The organism is Staphylococcus gallinarum, from assembly GCF_029774255.1.
Lineage (GTDB): Bacteria > Bacillota > Bacilli > Staphylococcales > Staphylococcaceae > Staphylococcus > Staphylococcus gallinarum.
In genome coordinates this window covers 2,621,467-2,642,774 of sequence record NZ_CP069082.1, presented here as the reverse complement: position 1 = coordinate 2,642,774, position 21,308 = coordinate 2,621,467, and the positions used below count along the sequence as shown (strand labels likewise).

Below are 21,308 nucleotides of genomic sequence, written 5' to 3'. Positions count from 1 at the left end.
AACATAGGCACATTTAAACGAGTTACATACTTCGAGTTTTGAGAGTAACGCCGTGTTAGCTACACTATTCAAAGTCCATGATTTCAGAAACATATAATGCAATTCTGATATTTAAGGAATGAATTGGATCCTCGATATTGGTACCAATCATATTACTACATTTATTAATCCTGTATTTCACTGTATTACGATGGATATAAATTTTTTCTGCTGTCTTTGTAATGTCGCATTGGCTATCCATGTAGACTTGTAATGTTTGTTTAAGTTCTGAATCCTTCTTAGTTGAAGGATGACTTAGTGGTCCAAGCGTGTGTTTTACAAAGGGTTGTAGTTTCTCTTTAGGAATCAGTTGAAGTAACTCTTTGATATCCTTTGAATGATAGTCAGATATAAATTCGCGTTGATTATTTAATAAGGCATTTTCGTAAGCTTCATTTGCTTCGAAAAATGAAGATGCCAGTTGGGTGAATTCAGTGACCTCATTACCGATACCAAAGGAGATATTACCGTCAAAATGCTTAGGATATTCTTGTTGTATTTGTTGTAAATAATCATAATAATATTGATGCTTGCTTTGTAATAATATTGCGAATCGATCGTTACTCGGTAATCTATAAATACTTGTATAGGAATCGATGTCTGTCAGTTTATGCTTAAGCCAATGCAGTGTGAGTTGTTGACGCTCATTTATATAGTAACTATTCTCTAATGTATTCTCCGAATCAATGGCACAAATAATAATTTGATAATAATTAGAGCGATATATGTGATATTGCTGTAATAAGTCCGCATGTTTTTTGATAGATAATGCTTGATCCGACCGATTATTGACAAGTGACTCGAAAAAGCGATTAATGTCATTTTGTTCAGCTTCTTCAATTTTAGTATTTTTATATAAAGCAAAACTTAACACGCTTACAACCTGTTCGATCGTCAATAGACTAAACGGATAGGACAATTTGTCGACTTGAGAGACCATAAGGTAATAAGGGAAATAAGTATAGCCTAATACTTTAAAGATAATATGATCTTTATTTTCGAATACTTGCTTATTTTTATCTTGTTCTAGGTATTCGTGATAATGATTATGAAAATAGTTAATATGCGCGCGAGTCAATTTTTTGTTTTGTTGGTAATGATGACTGACCGCTTCTGGTACTTTGAAGGGATCAAATAAAATGATTGGAACACCTAATAATTTACTCATACGTTCTATCATCGATTTGATACTGAATCCTTTAATCAACAATTGATTTAGTTCTTGTTGAATGTGCAAAGCATAATTTAATTTTCCTGTTTCTGAATCAGAAATAAATGAGGAAATTTCATGTGTAATTTCTCCTAAATTCCATCCCTCTGGTATTTCAATTAATGGGAATCCGAGTTCATCCGCATATGCAATAACTTCTGGATCTATTTCGTGTAGAAACCTAGAAACTTTAATTCCCAGTCCTGCCGTGTGTATGTCATTTAAATCTTTGATTAATCTCTTTAAGCCTGCTTGACTCTCTTGGAATAAAACGCCAGTTGTTAATATAAATGAATTTTCTGACGTGAAATTTTTAATATCGTTGTTCTCAGTTATATCTAAATTGGTAACCTCAGACGACAAGTCCCCATTTTTATTTATAAGTTCTAAGCCTTTAAATTGAGGAACGGATAGAATTTCTTTAAGTGTAGTCAATGTGCTTACCTCCGTCTCCATAGTAGTTAAAATTTTTAGAAAATTTGCAAAAATAATTGCGTTTCTCTGTGAAAAAAGTAATAATATAGTATATTTATAAGAAAATATCACATATTAATAACATTAGTAAATGAGATAAAAATAACTCTATATATTATGAATTATACACTTTTTTGTTCGAAATATATAATTTTTGTTAGAAGATATGTCATAGTCAACAAAGAAAAACGCTTACACTAGATATAAACTATTAATAAAGCATTATACAAAAAAGTTATAAGTTTATTATAGCAAAGGAGTTTTAAATAATGGGAACAGTGGGGAAGGCTACGTCGCATGACCAAAGCTTTTTCGAAAAGCGCGGTTACAACAAAGACATCATACCGAAGACGCCGGCACAAAGAAACAATTCCGCATTCAACTTTTTTACTTTGTGGATGGGTGCCGTGCATAATATACCGAATTATACAGCGGTTGGAGGGTTTTTATTAATTGGTTTATCGCCATTGCAAGTCATCATTGCATTAATCTTTAGTTCTTTCTTTATCGCATTACTATTAGTCGCAAATGGATATGCCGGTTCTAAATATGGCATACCTTTTTCTATGCAATTACGTTCTACATATGGTGATGTCGGTGCGAAACTGCCAGGCGTATTACGTGGTGTGATTGCTGGTATTGCATGGTTTGGCTTACAAACATTTGCTGGTTCGCAAGCGTTACATATTTTATTAAATAAGATCTTTCCAGGTTTTAATGATATTGGACATGGGATGACAATTTTAGGAATTACAATTCCAGCATTGATCGCTTTCCTTATATTCTGGGCAATTAGCTTTGCAATTGGCTTTGGTGGTGGTGAGATTCTTAATAAATTCACAGCCATTTTAAACCCATTAATATACATCGTGTTTGGAGGCATGGCGATATGGGGCATCACTGTTTCGGGTGGCGTCAGCAATATCCTAAATTATGATATTTCGACTAAGACAGATGGCATACTTTATCCAGCAATCTTATCATTCTTCTTGATATTTAACTCGTTGTTAGGTGTATGGGCTGGTCCTGGTTCCAGCGTTGCAGATTTTACACAAAATGCAAAATCTACTAAAGCGCAAGTGATCGGTCAAATATCAGGTATTGTTGTAGCGCATGTTCTCTTTGCGTTTGCGAGTGTCTTTATTATCATTGGTGGTTCTATTTATCTTGGACATCAAGAATGGAATATTTTAACTATCATCAATGAATGGAGCAATTTCTGGGCAATACTTATTGCTACGGGTGTATTGTTGATGACTACGATTTCAACTAATGCGACAAGTAATATTATTCCGGCAGCGTATCAATTGAGTGCATTGATGCCTAAGATTGTGAATTACCGTAGAGGCGTCATTATTGCTTGTGTAGCAAGTGTACTTATTATGCCTTGGAAGATGATGGAAAATGAAGGCAGTATTGTAGTATTTCTAAATGCAATCGGGGCATTTTTAGGTCCGGTAGCAGGTGTGATGATTGTGCACTTCTACCTTGTGACACGATGTCAAATTAATTTAGAAGAATTGTATTTTGATATGTTTGATAAAGAAATCAATATTCAACGTATTAACATTTCAGCATATATAGCAACTATTGTTGGTGTCGTAATTTCATTATTAGGATTTTTACCAGCATTTAAGGTTATTTCTGATTTTTCATGGTTTATCGGTTTCATAATTTCTAGTGTGATTTATATTATTTTGCACTATTTATTAAAGGTATTTTCTAAAGAAAAAGAAGGAGTGAAGTATAATGAAGTTTGATTTAATTATCAAAAATGGTTTAGTAATTTTAGAAAATGGAGAGCAAAATGTCGAGGTAGGAGTTAAAGATGGAAAAATAGCTGCAATTGGACATGACTTAGGCGAGGCTACGAAAGTCATCGATGCCGAAAATCAAATAGTATCTCCAGGTATGGTCGATGCACATGTGCATATTACTGAACCAGGTGGTGGATATCGTGATGGTTGGGAAGGTTATGAAACTGGAACTAAAGCCGCTGCTAAAGGTGGGGTAACTTCATTTATCGAAATGCCGTTAAACCAAGTACCAGCGACAACAGATAAAGCTTCTATTGAAGTGAAATTTGAGGCAGGTAAGGATGAACTTGCAGTAGACGTGGCAAGTTATGGTGGGTTAGTGCCATACAATTTAAATGGTGGTATTCAAGAGTTGGACGAAGCAGGTGTCATTGGTTATAAAGCGTTTATTGCTACTTGTGGAGACCGTTCTATTGAAGGAGACTTCCAAGATGTAGATGATTATTCATTGTATGAAGGAATGAAACAAATTGCTAAGACAGGAAAAATCTTATCAATTCATTCTGAGAATGCGGCCATTACAGATCGTTTAGGACAAATTGCTAAAGAAAATGGCGAAACAACATTGAGTGCTTATGTAGACACAAGACCAGTATTTACTGAAGTTGAACCAATCCGTAAAATTATCTTATTTGCGAAAGAAACAGGTTGTCGTGTGCATATTGTTCACGTTGCATGTGAAGAAGGTGTAGATGAGGTTGTTAAAGCACAGCAAGAAGGTGTTGATATTACCTGTGAAACATGTACACATTACCTTTACTTCTATAAAGAGGAGTTAGATGATATTGGTCCTGTAGTAAAATGCTCTCCACCAATCCGTGAAAAATCACGTCTTGAAGGTATGTGGAATCGTGTATTAAATGGTGATATCGGATTTGTTACATCAGATCATTCACCGTGTACACCAGACTTGAAAGCAACTGATAATGCCTTTGAAGCATGGGGTGGCATTGCAGGCTTACAAAATAATGTCGATGTACTCTATGATGAAGGTGTACAAAAACGTAATATGACTTTGAAACGTTTCGCAGAAATTATTGCCACTGAACCAGCAAAACGCTTTGGAATGTATGATAAGGGTAGTATCGAAATTGGTAAAGATGCAGACTTTGTATTTATCAAACCTGATTCACCTTATACTTTGACAGAAGCAGATTTAGAATATCGTAATAAAATGAGCCCATATCTTGGTAGAGAAATTGGAGCACAAGTGACTCGAACAATATTAAGAGGTCAAGAGATTTATAATCAAGAAACAGGTGTCGCAGATATCAGAAGCGGTCGTTTCATTAATTATTAATATGTAGTGAAAAATCCTTTAATGACACACAATATGTGTGGGTATTAAAGGATTTTTTGTATACATTACATTGCTGTTGATATGATGTAACTAGAGCATATCTTTTGATATCACAGGCTAGTCTATTACATTGTGGTTAACAATACGCAATTGGCTTATACGTAGCGGATTCTTAATTATTATATTTTGCTATTATTTGTTAATGTTTGAGGGTTTAAATGACTGATTTCATTATAGCTAACAATTTCACCTGAACGCTCACTTAGATGTAATGTTGTGATACCACCATTATTTAAACGTGACACTCCAGTCCCCATTTGTCCGTTCGTATAGTGGTAAACAATTGCATTGATAAAGGCACCATGTGAAACAATCAAAATATGTTGGTCTTTGTATTGTTGAGTTACTCTATCTAATCCTTTTAAAAAGCGAGCAGTTACCATGTTAGAGTGTTCTTTTTTAGGGTAGTTGCGTTCAGGGTATAATTGATCTCGCTCTGCAAATGTTAAACCTTCTGCTTCTCCGAAACCAACTTCTATAAATTCTTCCATTTCAATAAGAGGGATGTTGAGATGGTCTTGAATAATCTCAGCAGTCTTACGTGCTCTTTTTAAAGGACTTGTAATAATGATATCCCAATCATTTGGATTTAGAAATGTTCCGCATGCTTTTGCTTGTAGTTCGCCGTTTTGGTTTAAGGGGATATCTGTGCGCCCTTGTAGTCTTCCTGCAGTGTTCCATGCAGTTTCTCCATGTCTTATAAAGCTAATATATGTCATTATCATCAACCTCGTAATATGATTATCTAACTGTTACTCTATGATTCATAGTGTCTCACTAGTTTGTAATATTTTCAAAAATAAAAAACCGAGTCTCAATAATGGAACTCGGTTTTTTATATTAGGATTCATTTGTGGCTAATGTAATGTCTAACTTTGATAATTCAATCGTTGTATCGATAAGTACTTGTATGCCTTTTGCTATTTGCTCAGATGTCACGGATTCCTTTGGAGAATGACTGATTCCGTCTTTACAAGGTATGAAAATCATACTGGTTGGACAGATTGGAGCGAAATTCATTGCATCATGACCAGCACCACTATACATATAACGATAACTATAATCTTGATTTATACAACTGTGTTCAGTAATTTGGGCGATTTGTTGATTGAAGCTACGTGGCTGATCCTGCCCTAAATCGTCTAATTGATAGCTTTGTAAACGACGTTCAGTAATTTCTGCTATTGCTTGCTTAACCTCATTTACAACTTGTTCTCTGATAGCTTGCTTTTTACCACGAATATCTATAAGTAATGTAACTTCACCAGGAATGGCATTCATCGTATTAGGATATACTTGGGTGTATCCTACCGTTGTAACGATACCTTGCGCATGATAAGTCCTACCAATGGATTCGATTGTTAGAATGATTTCTGCAGCAGTGGTCAATGCATCACGTCGCATGGGCATTGGTGTGGAACCTGAATGACTTGTCACGCCTTGAATTTGTAATTTGAAACGGTGCGGAGCGGCAATGTCAGTAACAATACCAATATCTTTGTTATTATTTTCTAAAATAGGACCTTGTTCAATGTGTAATTCTAAAAAGGCTTTGATTTTATTGCGTTCAAATAGTGCTGTTTTTCCATTCATATCTTGTGCCAAGGGTGCCACAATATCGTACAAAATATTGCCATCATTATCATGTATATCTTTCATGTCTTCTTTAGTCATTTTGCCAGTTAAATATTTACTACCTAAAGTAGCTTCATTGAAACGTGTCGATTCTTCACAAGCGAAAGCGATAATAATCAATGGGTGGTCTGTTTCAATTTGATGTTCATTTAAATGTTCAACTACTTCAAGGGCACCTAAAACCCCCAATAATCCATCATATTGTCCGCCATCTTTCACCGTATCGATATGCGAACCTAATACAATGGGTTTTAAATGAGGATATTTACCCTCTCTGCGAGCAATTACATTTCCAAAAAAGTCAAAATATACATCTAATCCAGCCTTTTGACAGAGCATTGAAAATTTAAGTGCTGCTAACCGTTCAGGATGACTAAAAGCAATCCGGTTGATACCACCATTCGACGTATTACGTGCAAAGTTATTAAATGTTTGGAAATTATCAATTACGTTATCTATATTCATTGGTTATCTCCTCCATAATGTTGGACAACTTGATTAAGGAATTGAACTACTTTGTGGTAAATTGCGATGCCTTTTTCATTAAATGTTCTATCAAAATCATGCTCATTTAAGGATAGGGATTCGAAATGACTTTCTTCTATAAAGCGATGAATATGTTCACTTTCACTATACGGCACATCTGGATCTCCAGTACAATGAACGATAAAGGTAGGTGGAAAAGATTCTAATTGTTGTGGTGAAATATTAAATTGCTGTTGTGAAGAAGATTGAATACCCAAATAATTAATCCATTCAGCTTGTCCTCTAGCATATAAATAAATTGTATATCTCGCTTGAATTGGTCCAGTGACTAACGGCTCCTTTTGAATGAGCTGATTGATGATATTAGGTGATAATTGTGATGATAGTGCTTGGAATTGTTTATTAGCTGTTAAAAAAGCAGGTGTATGTATGCGTGCATATCCATAAAAATCAATTACACCTGCGACTGATTTGTTTAAGGCGACGAGCATCGCCAAGTATGCTCCGGCTGAACGACCGAAAGTGAACAGCGGTAGTTCTGGATAAGTTGCTTGTATATGATCAAAGTTGAGCAACGCGTCGCTGATAATGGTTTCTAAATTACTTTCCGGAGCTAAGCGATAAGAAACAAGTATTAAGTGATAATTTTCAGTGAGTATATCAATATATGCCTGTTCTAAATCATTTGGTTGTCCAAAAATCAGACCACCTCCATGATAATAAACGATAACCCCTTTAACATCATCTTGCTTAGCAGTAATAGTAGTGTATGGTAATGAAAAACCATCTGTCGTTAGACAGCTTGATGTTTGTTGAGTCAAAGTGATGAGCCCCCTATTTTAGATATATTTAGCTAATTATAGTATCTCAAAGAAAATTGTAGAAGTATTTGTATAAATCGAATAAAAGTAGTGCTTATTATTGTAAGAATTGTGAATGATAACAAAAATGTAAACGCTTATAATTAAATATGACATAGCAAAGGAGTTGAAATACATGGACATCCGATCTTCTTTTGAAGCTTTAGACAAAAAAATCACTAGTTATGGTGGATTGGCAGGCGGTGGCATCACACGCTTACTCTATACGAAAGAGTGGTCAAATGCTGTACATGGTTTAAGAGAATCACTAAATGAAAAAGGTTTCGACACACGTTTTGATAGTGTTGGAAATTTAATTGGTCGTATCGAAGGTAGTAAATATCCAGAGGAAATAATTATGTCTGGATCACACATCGATACAGTTGTTGAAGGTGGCCATCTCGATGGACAATTCGGTGTCCTCGCAGCAACAGTTGCGATGGAATCATTGAAGGCAACACATGGTCAACCATTACGTTCATTAGAAATATTAGCATTAGCAGAAGAGGAAGGCAGTCGTTTCCCGTTTGCATTTTGGGGAAGTAAAAACTTTTTCAATTTAGCAGAAAAGTCAGAAGTAGAATCTATTGCAGATGCAGAAGGTGTCAAATTCGAAGACGCAATGCATCAAGCAGGGTTCGATTATCGAACGGCTGACAATAATTATAGTGACGTGAAGTCATTCGTAGAAGTACATATTGAACAAGGGAAAGTGCTTGAAACTGAACAGAAAACGATTGGTATCGTAGAAGGCATTGTAGGTCAAAAGCGCTACACAATTAATTTAAAAGGTGAAGCAAACCACGCAGGAACTACACCTATGGGATTAAGAAGAGATGCTGTAGTTGCATTCAGCAAGATAGCCGTTGCGTTAACAGAACGTGCCGAAGAGATAGGCGATCCGTTGGTGATTACCTTTGGTCGTGTTGATCCTGTCCCTAATACAGTTAATGTAGTACCAGGAGAAGTAACGTTCTCTATTGACTGTAGACATATTAATCAAGCTGAGCTTGATCAATTTGCAGCGGAAATTGATACATGTATTAAGCAGATTTCTAAAGAGCAAGGCGTGGCGTGTGACATAGACTTATGGATGGACGAAGCGCCGACATTGATGGATGAACGTTTAGTAGGAGAAATTACTAAGGCAGCAGAACAAGTTGTTGGTCAAGCGGACTGTAAAGTAATGCCGTCAGGTGCAGGTCACGACTCTCAAATATTTGCAAAATATGTCCCTACTGCAATGATGTTCGTTCCTTCAATCAATGGTGTAAGTCATAACGTAGAAGAAGAGACAAAGTTAGACGATTTAGTTAAAGGTATAGAAGTATTAAAGCAAGTATTGTATCAGTTGGCTTATGAAGAATAATTAATAGTCACACTTTTCAATATTTTAACGATATATGAAGCGTTTATAGTTCAATTTATAAGCGCTTTATATATTGAAATTCAAAAGATATATAAGAAATAGAATGTAAATAACACGCAACAATAATAACTAGGTTTTATCAAAAAGACAAAGGAGCATGAATATTTATGGGTTATATCAATCATAATCAAGGATATAGAGAAGGTTTATTAGAAACGCGCTCAGTAATTAAGAAAGATAATTATGCAGTAATTACACCGGATGGGCTAGTAAATAATGTCGTTCCCGGATTTGAAGATTGTGACGTAACAATTATGGGTTCACCAAGATTAGGTGCGCGTTTTGTAGATTATATTGTCACACTTAAAAATCAAGGCGGTAATAAACAAGGTTTTGGTGGCGATGGCGTACAAACATTTATCTATGTTGAATACGGAAATATCAAAGCATATGCTGGAGATAAAAAGTATGAATTAAGTGCAGGTGGCTATTTATATGTTCCACCACATTTAGTAATGACATTTGAAAATAGTAATCAAAATAATGATAGTCGTGTATTTTTATACAAAAAACGTTATCAGCCATTAGCAGGTTTCGAGCCTGAAATCGTGACAGGTAATGTGAATGAAATGAAACAAGAACCTTATGAAGGTATGGCTGAAGTGAAAGTTATAGATTTACTTCCTAAAGAACTTGCTTATGACATGAATATTCATATTTTATCATTTGAACCTGGTGCTTCTCATGGTTATATCGAAACGCATGTTCAAGAGCATGGCGCATATATTTTAAGTGGACGTGGCATGTACAACTTAGATAATGAATGGATGCCAGTCGATAAAGGTGATTATATTTTCATGGGGGCTTATTCACCACAAGCAACATACGCAGTAGGGTTAGATGAACCTTTTGCTTACATCTATTCAAAAGATGCTAATAGAGATATGGAAATTTAAGAAAGGTTGTTAAGGATGGATGAAGAGTCATTAGTATACGTTGAGCGTGAGCAATTACGTCAGTTATTTATAGAGAAATTGACCAAAGCTGGTTTGCCAGCGATTTATGCAAATAAGACAGCAGATTTAATGTTGTTTGCAGATGAGCGGGGCATACATTCTCACGGCTCTGTCAGAATGCAATATTATGCTGAGCGTATTATGAAGCAAGGAATTAATTTGTCACCTGAGCTCAAATTCACGCAAACTGGACCTTCAACAGGTACGTATTTCGGTGATAATACAGTTGGTCATTATGTAGCGTATGAAGCAATGAAAGAAGCAATTTCACTTGCGAAATCAAATGGTATTGGTGTCGTAGGTGTTCGAGAAATTGGTCATAGTGGCGCAATAGGCTACTATGCTCAACAGGCTGCATACGAGGGAATGGTAGCGTTGACTGTGTGTCAATCAGATCCAATGGTTGTGCCTTTTGGTGGCACCAAGCCATACTTCGGTACCAATCCAATTGCCTTTGCGGCACCACGTCAGTCGGGTGAACCATTACTATTTGATATGGCGACAACAGTACAAGCGTGGGGGAAAATATTGGATGCGCGTTCTAAACATAAATCTATACCTGAGACATGGGCAGTAGATGAGCAAGGTCAGCCGACGACCGATCCATATAAAGTATCCGCGTTACTGCCAGTAGCAGGGCCGAAAGGTTACGGCTTAATGATGATGATTGATATCCTTGCAGGCAGTCTCTTAGGTTTACCATTCGGCAAACATGTCAGTTCAATGTATGAAGATTTGAGTCAATATAGACGGTTAGGACAATTTCACATTGTGATTAATCCAGCTTTCTTTGGTGATGAACAACAGTTCTTGAACCAAATTACTGAAATGGTAAATGAATTACATGCTATCGATCCGGCGCAAGGGTTCGATCAAGTATATTACCCAGGTGAAATACAAGAAACAGTAAAGCAGCGTTACGCTGAAAGTGGCATACCGATTGCACAAAGTATTTATGAATACTTGATTTCGGATGAAATTTATTAACTTAAAGCATATAGAAGTGACCAGGATGATTTAATGAATTTTATCTTTTGATAGTAAATGATTGAACATCCTGAGTAACTTCTTTTTTATTGCATGCGTGTTAGAGATAGCTATTAACGTTATAGCATATGTAGATTAGCGATCAGTATTGCAAGTTAAGTGGCAATAACTGAACTTGTTTAGTATTGCATAAAATGAAATTTATGACGATTAATGATTAACCAAATGATTGAAGGAGGTAAAGATGTGCGTTTAACTAAAGAAACTTTATTTGATTTAATGAAACAAAAATTGCAAAAGGCAGGTTTAAACGAGGATGCAGCTAGTGATGTTGCTGATGTTCTAACATTTGCAGATCATCGAGGCATTCATTCGCATGGTGCAGTCAGAGTAGAATACTACGCCGAACGTATCGCAAAAGGTGGTATCACGACAAATCCAAACTATCAATTTGAACAGACGGGACCGTCATCAGCAGTATTTGAAGGCGATAATGGTTCGGGACATCAAGCTGCCAAGCAAGCGATGGAACATGCCATTGAGATGGCCAAGGAAAATGGCGTTGCGGTGGTTGGTGTTAAGCATATTTCTCATAGTGGCGCATTAGGTTACTTTGTCGAAATGGCTGCCAAGCAAGATATGGTTGGTATTAGTATGTGTCAATCAGATCCTATGGTAGTGCCGTTTGGTGGAACAGAGCCATATTTTGGTACGAATCCAATTGCGTTTAGTTCACCTTCAAATGACGAACGTATCATTACGTTCGATATGGCAACGACTGTACAAGCATGGGGCAAAGTGTTAGATGCGAGAGCGAAACATCAATCTATACCAGATACATGGGCTGTAAATGCTAAAGGTGAACCAACTACTGATTCGAGAGATGTTCACGCGTTATTACCTGTAGCAGGACCAAAGGGTTATGGATTGATGATGATGGTCGATATTTTGTCAGGTAGTTTATTAGGTGTGCCACATGGCGTCCACGTGTCATCCATGTATAAGGACTTGACTAAAGGGCGTGACTTAGGGCAATTACATATCGTTATTAATCCAGCATTCTTCACAGATTTAAATGAATTTAAAAAGAATATATCTACAATGTTAGATGAACTTAAAGCGCAACCTGCAGCTGAAGGATATGGAGAAATTTTCTATCCAGGCGAAAGAGGAAGATTGCGCAGTGACAAGTATGATAAGGATGGCATCGAAATTGTCGATGACATTTATGATTATTTAGTCTCAGAAGATGTACATTACGATAGATATCACGGCAAAAATAGATTTGCAGAATAATAATGGAGGAATAAAATGTTACACACAATTATTAAAGAAAACACGTACCAAGATTCGATTGTGCTTATGTTGTTATCGAATAAATTATCTGCGATAGAAGGCGTAAATAAAGTTTCAATAATGATGGGAACGCCTGCTAATAAAGATATTTTCAAATCATCAGGTTTAGGAACAGCAGAATTAGAAAATGCTAAGCCGAACGATATTGTAATCGTCATTGACACTGAAGATGCTGCAAAAGTTGAAGAAGTCGATCAAGAAGTTGAGGCAGAACTAAAAGGTAAGGCAGAAAGTAATGATCAAGAGCAAAAGCACAATGAAGCTTCGAATTGGTCTCGTGCATTAGAGTTAGCTAATAATCCGAACTTAGCGTTGATTTCGATTCCAGGTCAATATGCAGCTATGGAAGCTGAAAATGCGTTAAATCATAATTTAAATGTCTTTATGTTTAGTGACAATGTAGCAAAAGAAGATGAAACACGTTTAAAAAATTTAGCACATGACAAAGGATTACTCGTTATGGGTCCTGATTGTGGTACAGGTATTATCCATGGCTTACCACTCGCATTTACGAATATTGTTAACGAAGGTGATATTGGTATTGTCGGTGCTTCTGGAACTGGTATTCAAGAAGTGACAACAATCATTGACCGCGAAGGTAAAGGTGTTACAAATGCTATCGGTACAGGTGGAAGAGATTTATCATCTGAAGTCGGGGCAATTACTATGTTAGACAGTATAAAAGCATTGAATCAAGATCCTACTGTAAAGGTTATAACAGTAATTTCTAAACCACCAGCTAAAGAAGTAGAGGAACAAGTACTTAGTGTGTTACGAAATATAGAAAAACCAGTAGTTACTTTATTCCTTGGAGCAAAACCAACTTATACGGAAACAAATATTTACCATGCTTATACATTAGAAGAAGCAGCACGTGTATCAGTGCAACTTTCAAATGGAGAGACACCAAACTTTAAATCAAGATTATTTGAAAATATATCAGCTAATCTAACAGCCAAGCAAGATGGTATCAAAGGTTTCTATTCTGGTGGAACATTAGCATCTGAAGCTGCAATGCTCGTTAAAGATACATTAGGTGATTTGTCTAGTGGCGAAACACCGGAAGGATTCGCATATAAAGGCGGTAACCACGAGATTATTGACTTGGGTGATGACATCTACACTCAAGGCAAACCACATCCAATGATTGATCCTTCAAAACGTATTGAAATGTTGGAAACATCTTCAGATGATCCTGCTACTGCAGTTATTATGTTAGACAACGTGATTGGTTATGGTAGTCATGATGATATGGCGAGTGAACTTGCACCTACAATTCAAAAGATCTTAAACAAAGTTAAAGCAGACGGTCGTTCTCTTGTAGTATTAGCGACTGTAGTGGGTACAGAACATGATTATCAAGGATATCAAGCTCAAATTGAAACATTAAAAGCTGCAGGCGCTATCGTTTGTGATACAAATGATCAAATGGTACGTACAGCATTAAATTTAATTGGTAGTACAGTTGAGCAACCACAATTAGAAGTGAAACAAATTGATGCAGATCCAGTTGATTTATCTGTAGACGATAAAATTATGAATTTAATCAATGTTAAACCTAGTGTGATTAACATTGGATTGAAGAGTTTTACTGAAGCAATTCAATCAAGCGATGCACAAGTTGTCCAATTTAATTGGAGACCTATTGCTGGTGGAAATGAAAAATTAATGAAAGTACTCCAATACTTAAATAACTTCGAAGGAGAGACGGTATAAGATGGGTTACAAAACAATAGATGAAGCAAACCAAGCTGTAATAGATAAAATGATTTCAGCAGCACCTTTCTTAGTGGATGTTGTGCCTGCAAAATCAAAAATTCCAGAATTGACTGATCACGTATTATTACATGCTGGACCGCCAATCAAATATGAAAACATGACGGATCCAATGCAAGGTTCGTGTGTAGGCGCTATTTTGTTCGAAGGTTGGGCTAACAATGAGCAAGAAGCGAGACAATTATTAGAAGGTGGAAAGATTACATTAATTCCATGTCACCATGTAAATGCCGTTGGGCCTATGGGTGGTATCACTTCTGCGAATATGCCAGTTCTAGTCGTTGAGAATAGAGAAAGTGGAAATGAAGCATATTGCCAAATGAATGAAGGTATTGGTGCGGTTTTACGTTTTGGTGCTTATAACGAAACAGTCGTGAATCGTTTGCACTGGATGAAAGATGTATTAGGTCCAGTATTGAGTAAAGCTTTAAGACAAATGGATGAAGGTTTAAACGTAAATGTGTTAATTGCCAAAGCAATTGCAATGGGAGATGAATTCCATCAACGAAACATTGCTGCCTCTTTAGCATTCTTGAAGGAAGTTACACCAATCATCAGTTCGTTGGAAGATGTAGAGCCAGCACAACGTACTGAAGTGCTGCAATTTTTAGCAGATACGGATCAGTTCTTCCTAAATATTGCAATGGCAACAGGTAAAGCTATGATGGACGCAGCACGTCAAATTGAACATGGTACGGTTGTTACGGCAATGTGTCGTAATGGTGAAAACTTTGGTGTTCGTATTGCTGGAATGGGCGATGAATGGTTTACAGCACCTGTTAATACACCACAAGGATTATACTTTACAGGTTATTCTGCAGATGATGCTAATACAGATATTGGTGATTCAGCTATCACTGAAACTATTGGTGTAGGTGGTATGGCAATGATTGCAGCTCCTGCTGTAACAAGATTTGTTGGTACTGGTGGATTTGAAGATGCTTTAGAAATCAGTAATGATATGACTGAAATTTGTATTGGTGAAAATCCGAATTTCGTTATTCCAACATGGAACTTTAAAGGCGCTTGTCTTGGAATTGATGCTCGTAAAGTTGTTGAAACAGGCATCACACCTGTTATCAACACAGGTATCGCACATAAAATTGCTGGATACGGTCAAATTGGAGCAGGTACAGTACACCCACCAATTGAATGTTTTGAAAAAGCAATCACTGCTTATGCAGAAAAATTAGGCTTTAAGGCGTGATTTATAGAGCGCTTGCAATTGGGGGTATTGCCCAGGAAATACTAGAAGAACGTGAGACATTTTATGTGCATAGTATTTTTAAAAAAGGATTTAATATCGTTAATCATAGACAGGAACTTATATTTATTGGAACAGATGACAATGGCACATTCCCATTTGGTATTCAAATTGACGCGCAAACACGTGATCAATTACTAGGTAAAGTACATCAACAGCAAACGATTAAAGTGAGTGCGAATACGATTTATATCGATGCTGAATGTCAACTTGTTTGGAAAGTGAAGCAACTCGCTTCATTTGAAGCACATATGAGCGATCAGGTGACACAACTACGCTCATGTGTTGCTAAATATGATTTCTCTGAATATGAGCAAGGTGATTTTAATAGTTCATATTTAAGACGCTTTATTTACGCTTTAGCACATGGTAGTTCTGAAGAAGTGGAACGTTACTATCGCTTTATTATCGGTAGAGGACAAGGGTTAACACCAACAGGTGACGATATTTTAACAGGTATGTTGTTCATTCATTTTATCAATCCGTATATTAGAAATCATAATTTAATTATTTTAAAGCAACTACTGAGAGAAACATTAACGACACTTGTCAGTGAAACTTTCTTAAAATGTGCACAAAAAGGTCTATTTAGTTCGAAAATATCAGTGTTACAAACAGAACCAACACCAGACAATATTGATCGCTTAATACAAGTAGGGTCATCATCAGGGAAAGATACATTGTATGGTGTGTTTGTAGCATTAACGTTAAGGAGTGGAACGTATGGGTAAGCGAGTAGTACTTGCTTTAGGTGGAAATGCAATCTTACAACCAAAGCAAGAAGCGACATACGAAAATCAATATAATAATATCAGTGCTGCTACTAAAAAGATGGCAGAATTAAAGCAACAAGGACATAATGTAGTCGTTACTCACGGTAATGGACCGCAAGTAGGTAATATCATCGCTCAAAATGAAGCGGCTAAAGATATTGTAGAACCTTTACCGATCAATGCTTGTAACGCAGAATCACAAGGGTTTATTGGATATATGATGGAAGAAGCGTTAAAGAATCATCTTGAGACTTTAAATATAGAAAGTAATGTAGTAACGTTATTGACAATGGTAGAAGTTGACAAAGATGATCCAGCATTTAAAAATCCAACAAAACCAATTGGAGTATTCTTTGATGAGGCCGAAGCGAAACGTTTAGAAGAAAAGCACGGCTTTGTTATGGCAGAAGATGCAGGAAGAGGATATCGCCGTGTTGTTCCATCACCAGAGCCACTAGTGATTCATGGTGTGAATCAAATCAAGGCGCTTATTGATCAAGCGATTGTTATTTCATCTGGTGGTGGAGGTATACCGGTGTATCGTGATATCCAAGGTAAGATACATGGTGTCGAAGCTGTCATTGATAAAGATCGCTCTGGTTTAAAGTTAGCACAACAAGTTGATGCTGATACCTTTGTAATGCTGACTGATGTATCTAACGTCTATGTGAATTACGGTAAACCGAATGAAGAAAAGCTAGAGACAATTTCAGTAGAACAGGCTAAACAATATGTAAGTGAGGGGCAATTCCCAGCAGGTAGTATGTTACCTAAAGTTGAAGCAGCGATTCAATTTGCAGAAATGGGTAAAGAGGCCATCATTTGTTCATTAGATGATGCAATTGAAGCATTAGAAGGAAAAGCAGGTACACGCATCGTGCTAGAAGCGAGTACTGAAGTTGTAAATTAAACTTAAGTAAAGTTAATTTGGATACGAATCGGTCAAAGCTTATGTATTTGGTCGATTCGTTAACTTATTATATGACAAGATTACAAAGAAAGGTGATATAAAATGACTGATCCTTCTCATGTGAATAAGATAAATAAGAATTGGGGCGTGATTATAGCGATAGTATTTATCGCTTCGACGCTTCGTGCACCACTTACTTCCGTAGGTCCAGTAGTAGATGAGATAAAACATGTGATGGAGATAAATAATAGTGTTGCAGGTATACTCACAACGATACCGCTTGTTATTTTTGCTATTGTATCACCGGTTGTCTCTAAAGTAACAGCACGTCTGACGATGTCGCGAACGATATTGTACTCAACAATTTTACTCATATTTGCCCTTTATCTTCGTGTTGCAGGTGATTTTACACTGTTTATTATTGGTACAGTTGTATTGGGTATTGCCATAGCATTTGGGAATGTGATGTTGCCTAGTTATGTAAAATGGTATTTTCCATTGCAAATTGGTGTGGCGACGGGAATTTATAGTGGGACGATGAATTTTACTGCAGGTTTAGGCGGAGGATTGAGCTTTCCATTATCACAAATATCACCTTTAGGATTTAGATTGTCTTTAGCATTTTGGATTGTTTTGGCAATTATGGCCATTATATTATGGTTGCCAAAAGCTCGAAAAGGGGCAACATTAGAACGTGCAGCTATGGATTCTAATGAGACGGTTAAACCAAAAAAAGTTAAAATCACTCGCTCTAAATTAGCGTGGATGGTGGCATTAACTATGGGCTTCCAATCAATGGTGTTTTATACCGTTGTTGCATGGGTACCATCAATTTTAGTAGATAGAGGTTTAGATCCATCAACTGCGGGTTATTTACTCATGTTAAATCAGTTCGCACAAGTACCAATGACCTTTACTTTTCCGATTATTGCTTCTAAGTTAAAGGATCAACGCATATTAGTAATTATTATTACGTTACTATTCATAGTAGGATTTAGCTTATTCTTCACACAATCTTTAGTACTACTTATTATAGGGATTGTTATTGCTGGTCTTGCGATGGGCGCTTGTTTCAGTTTATGTATGACATTCTTTTCAATTAGAGCGAAAACAAGTGAGGGCAGCATCTCTTTATCTGGTTTTGGTCAATCAGTAGGTTACTTGATAGCTGCCGTAGGTCCATTTTTAATCGGCTATCTTCATGATGCAACAGGTAGTTGGATTTCTGGAATCATTGCCTTGCTTGTAATGTCAGTGCTATTCTTTGCATTTGGTTATCCTGCTTCTAAGAGACGTGTCATAGAAGATGAATCATTATAACAAAAGAGTCAAGTTGAAAAATTAATTAGTTTGTAATGTAATAGCGATATTACGTCGAAGTAAGGTTGTTGTGATTCGATAGAGTTACTGTACAACTTATTAAGCCACCCACTTTCTAAGGATATTTGGAAGTGGGTGGCTTATTTATTATGTTAATTCACAAGAAGCATCACTATACAATACTACAGTAGCTATTGGTGAGGATTTTTTACCGTGAATGGTAATAGTATGATCAGTATTAAAATCATGTTTGGTTTAGCTTTTGGTTAGACATTGTTGAGTATTGTTCAGTTGATATGTGTATTATAGCTCTAAAAGCGCCCTTAAATGAACGATTAATTTCATTTAAGGGCGCGTATTATTTTAAATTTAAAATGTGTAATTCATACAATTAATCTACGAGACATACATGTGTGATGTAAATCAAAAAGGATTAATCTTGTGTTGCGTAATGTTGTAATAATGTAGTAAGTGCTTTTTCAGGTTCTAAATTAGGTACACCTTGTTGTGCTAAGTAAAGTGAAAATACTGATAAGAAAGTTAATATATTTTGCTTTTCTACAGCATAACCCATTATGCCAATTCGCCAAATCTTACCTTGTAGATCTCCGAATGAACCAGCGATTTCAATACCATAGTGCTTTAATAAACCTTCTCTAAAGGTAGCATCATCTACACCATTTGGTATCTTTATACAGATTACCATTTTCATTTCATTTTCCTCATCACCATAAATCTCAAGTCCGAGTGCTTTAAGTGCAGCTTTCAAGCCTGTTTGATGGAAAGCGTGACGTTGTGCACGAGCTTCGATGCCTTCTTTAAGTGCAAGCTTCAATCCTGTGTTCAATGCATAAATTGAAGTTGTAGATTCTGTGTGATGATTTAAGCGTTTAGGGCTCCAGTAGTCTTGTAATTGGGTTAAATCTAAATAGTTACTGCGGATGAAAGGTTCTTGTTCGACTACTTCATCAGAACGTATACCAAGTTCGACACGTTTACGACGATTAATTGCTTCGCTAAAGCGCTCATTAAAGGTAATTGGTGTTATGCCTGAAGGGATAGATAAACACTTTTGAGCGCCTCCAACAACTGCATCAAGTTCCCATTCATCAACAGGGATAACCATACCTTGATATGTTGCTACTGCGTCTACTACCGATAAAATGCCACGTTCTTTACATGCACGACCAATTTTATCAATAGGTTGAAGACGTCCCGTAGATGTTTCGCCGTGTACAATAGCCAATACTTTTGGTTTGATTTCATCTAATGCAGCTATTATTTCGGATTGTTCAAATACTTCGCCCATAGGTTTTTGAATATTATGTACAATACCACCTGCTCTAGTGACAAGTTCAGTGAATAAATAACCGAAACGTCCGATAATCGGGATGAGTACATCATCACCAGGTTTAACAACACTAGAAATGACAGCTTCTAGTCCAGCACGACTTGTACCATCAATTGGGAATGACCATTGATTGTTAGTCAAAAAAGATTGGCGTATCAATTCCATTGTTTCATTCATTATACCAACAAACTCATAGTCGAACTGACCTAATATAGAATTAGACATTGCTTGAGAAACACGAGGGTCTACACTTACAGGACCTGGTGTCATAATTAATCGTTTATTAATCTTCAAATCATCCATATTTATAACCTCATTTTCTTTAAATTCCGTCATTTTATATTATACATGAATGGTAACAAGCATTATTCGTCAAAATTGATGAATTAATAAGGTTTATTTGTTTGAATATTACAAAAATGATATACACACATATATGACGAAGTGAATGATAAATATTATTAATTTTGCAAAATAGCTACAGTTATCGCGTCAGCAAATTCATGCATGATAGGGCTCCAATTTGTTTCATCTTCTCTTGAAAAGCGTGTTAAATCCCCATTATTAAAAAATGAAGCACGTAAACCTAATGATAGTTCTAACTGTACGCCTGCATTTTTAGCATTACGATTCGCAATATTGGCATCGGAATCTCCTTCTAAATATCGAGGGGTAGGTTGAACATTAAATCCTCTGAGTTCTAATTGCTTCTTGATTGAGCTCTTTAACGGCTCGTCCTTTCCTCCTATGTAAACAACTGAGTCTGAACCACTAGCGCCATGTATCATAACGGATTTAGTCATTTGTTGTTGCATATCTAAAATAGTTGGTTCGTCATAATTTGTAGATGTTACGTGCAATTCCCCATTATTTGTCGTTCTAATACCTTCAAAACTATAATAATTATAAAATCCATTGTTGGCGATTAATTTAGAAACCTCTGTTGTACCAGGTTCAATATTGCCACCATGTACAGCTGCAATTATCGTATTGCCAAAACGCTTGTCATACGATAAATTCCAGTCAATCCCCTGTTCTGTATCATTCATCAGTTCGGTCATTGAAGCATAACTGTCAGCATATACAGGTTTAGAAAAGACTGATAAAAGGTAAATAAACATACAAGTGAAGGTTATGATATATAATTCTTTTTTAAAAAACCATTTGAAAAAATATGTATTTTCTGCCATTGAATTCTCCTGTATTTTAAAATTTAATTACACATTAAATATGTTAACATATTATTATTAAATTAATAAATTATTTTTATTTTTAAAGGGATATATTGGTTTTTTCTACAATTGA

Annotated in this window: 17 protein-coding genes; 11 read left to right on the top strand and 6 right to left on the bottom strand. The window is 36.1% G+C overall.

The window, feature by feature from the left end:
- Positions 1–64: 64 nt before the first annotated feature.
- On the bottom strand, positions 65–1,684 hold the full coding sequence (locus JN168_RS12590; protein WP_042737582.1) for a PucR family transcriptional regulator: 1,620 nt from the start codon (positions 1,682–1,684) through the stop codon (positions 65–67).
- A 308-nt stretch (positions 1,685–1,992) separates the two neighbouring features.
- On the opposite strand from JN168_RS12590, the gene allW reads away from it, so the two are divergent.
- Together allW and allB are read left to right on the top strand one after the other, a co-directional pair.
- A complete protein-coding gene (gene allW / locus JN168_RS12585) occupies positions 1,993–3,483 on the top strand; it encodes an allantoin permease (RefSeq protein ID WP_229366839.1) in 1,491 nt (496 codons plus the stop codon).
- The gene (gene allB / locus JN168_RS12580) at positions 3,473–4,840 is read left to right on the top strand and encodes an allantoinase AllB (RefSeq protein ID WP_229366840.1); all 1,368 of its coding nucleotides are present in this window, start codon (positions 3,473–3,475) and stop codon (positions 4,838–4,840) included. The genes allW and allB overlap by 11 nt, the downstream gene beginning before the upstream one ends.
- Before the next feature lie 179 nt (positions 4,841–5,019).
- On the opposite strand, the gene JN168_RS12575 is transcribed toward allB, so the two are convergent.
- The 3 genes from JN168_RS12575 to JN168_RS12565 all read right to left on the bottom strand — a co-directional run bounded on the left by JN168_RS12575 (position 5,020) and on the right by JN168_RS12565 (position 7,842).
- On the bottom strand, positions 5,020–5,619 hold the full coding sequence (locus JN168_RS12575; protein WP_042737579.1) for a histidine phosphatase family protein: 600 nt from the start codon (positions 5,617–5,619) through the stop codon (positions 5,020–5,022).
- A 121-nt stretch (positions 5,620–5,740) separates the two neighbouring features.
- Positions 5,741–7,000, bottom strand: a complete 1,260-nt coding sequence (locus JN168_RS12570; protein ID WP_042737578.1) for a Zn-dependent hydrolase — start codon at positions 6,998–7,000, stop codon at positions 5,741–5,743.
- A complete protein-coding gene (locus tag JN168_RS12565; protein WP_232138722.1) occupies positions 6,997–7,842 on the bottom strand; it encodes an alpha/beta hydrolase in 846 nt (281 codons plus the stop codon). The genes JN168_RS12570 and JN168_RS12565 overlap by 4 nt, the downstream gene beginning before the upstream one ends.
- A 175-nt stretch (positions 7,843–8,017) precedes the next feature.
- Between JN168_RS12565 and allC the strand changes: the two genes are divergently transcribed.
- From allC to JN168_RS12520, 9 genes are all read left to right on the top strand, one after another.
- Positions 8,018–9,250: an allantoate deiminase gene (gene allC / locus JN168_RS12560; RefSeq protein ID WP_042737576.1), complete on the top strand. Its 1,233-nt coding sequence runs from the start codon at positions 8,018–8,020 to the stop codon at positions 9,248–9,250.
- A gap of 167 nt (positions 9,251–9,417) precedes the next feature.
- On the top strand, positions 9,418–10,206 hold the full coding sequence (gene allE / locus JN168_RS12555; RefSeq protein ID WP_279525938.1) for a (S)-ureidoglycine aminohydrolase: 789 nt from the start codon (positions 9,418–9,420) through the stop codon (positions 10,204–10,206).
- Positions 10,207–10,221: 15 nt separating this feature from the next.
- Complete coding sequence (gene allD, locus JN168_RS12550; protein WP_279525937.1) at positions 10,222–11,253, top strand: ureidoglycolate dehydrogenase; 1,032 nt, start codon at positions 10,222–10,224, stop codon at positions 11,251–11,253.
- 246 nt (positions 11,254–11,499) lie between these two features.
- Positions 11,500–12,549 (top strand): ureidoglycolate dehydrogenase, encoded by a 1,050-nt coding sequence (gene allD, locus JN168_RS12545; protein WP_279525936.1) that lies wholly within the window; start codon positions 11,500–11,502, stop codon positions 12,547–12,549.
- A 15-nt stretch (positions 12,550–12,564) separates the two neighbouring features.
- A complete protein-coding gene (locus JN168_RS12540) occupies positions 12,565–14,325 on the top strand; it encodes an acyl-CoA synthetase FdrA (RefSeq protein WP_279525935.1) in 1,761 nt (586 codons plus the stop codon).
- 1 nt (position 14,326) lies between these two features.
- Entirely contained in the window at positions 14,327–15,592 is a 1,266-nt protein-coding gene (locus tag JN168_RS12535; RefSeq protein ID WP_107579356.1) for a YlbE family protein, read from the top strand.
- Positions 15,589–16,380 (top strand): oxamate carbamoyltransferase subunit AllH family protein, encoded by a 792-nt coding sequence (locus JN168_RS12530; protein ID WP_042737570.1) that lies wholly within the window; start codon positions 15,589–15,591, stop codon positions 16,378–16,380. Before JN168_RS12535 ends, JN168_RS12530 begins: the two co-directional genes overlap by 4 nt.
- Entirely contained in the window at positions 16,373–17,332 is a 960-nt protein-coding gene (gene arcC, locus JN168_RS12525; RefSeq protein ID WP_107511750.1) for a carbamate kinase, read from the top strand. Before JN168_RS12530 ends, arcC begins: the two co-directional genes overlap by 8 nt.
- A 102-nt stretch (positions 17,333–17,434) precedes the next feature.
- A complete protein-coding gene (locus JN168_RS12520; RefSeq protein WP_042737568.1) occupies positions 17,435–18,652 on the top strand; it encodes a CynX/NimT family MFS transporter in 1,218 nt (405 codons plus the stop codon).
- Between the two features lie 433 nt (positions 18,653–19,085).
- Here the strand turns inward: JN168_RS12520 and JN168_RS12515 are convergent, their stop codons facing one another.
- Positions 19,086–20,306 carry a pyridoxal-phosphate-dependent aminotransferase family protein gene (locus tag JN168_RS12515; RefSeq protein ID WP_042737567.1) on the bottom strand — a complete coding sequence of 407 codons (1,221 nt, stop codon included), beginning with the start codon at positions 20,304–20,306 and terminating at the stop codon, positions 19,086–19,088.
- Between the two features lie 158 nt (positions 20,307–20,464).
- Positions 20,465–21,193, bottom strand: a complete 729-nt coding sequence (locus JN168_RS12510; RefSeq protein ID WP_042737566.1) for a poly-gamma-glutamate hydrolase family protein — start codon at positions 21,191–21,193, stop codon at positions 20,465–20,467.
- Between the last annotated feature and the right edge of the window lie 115 nt (positions 21,194–21,308).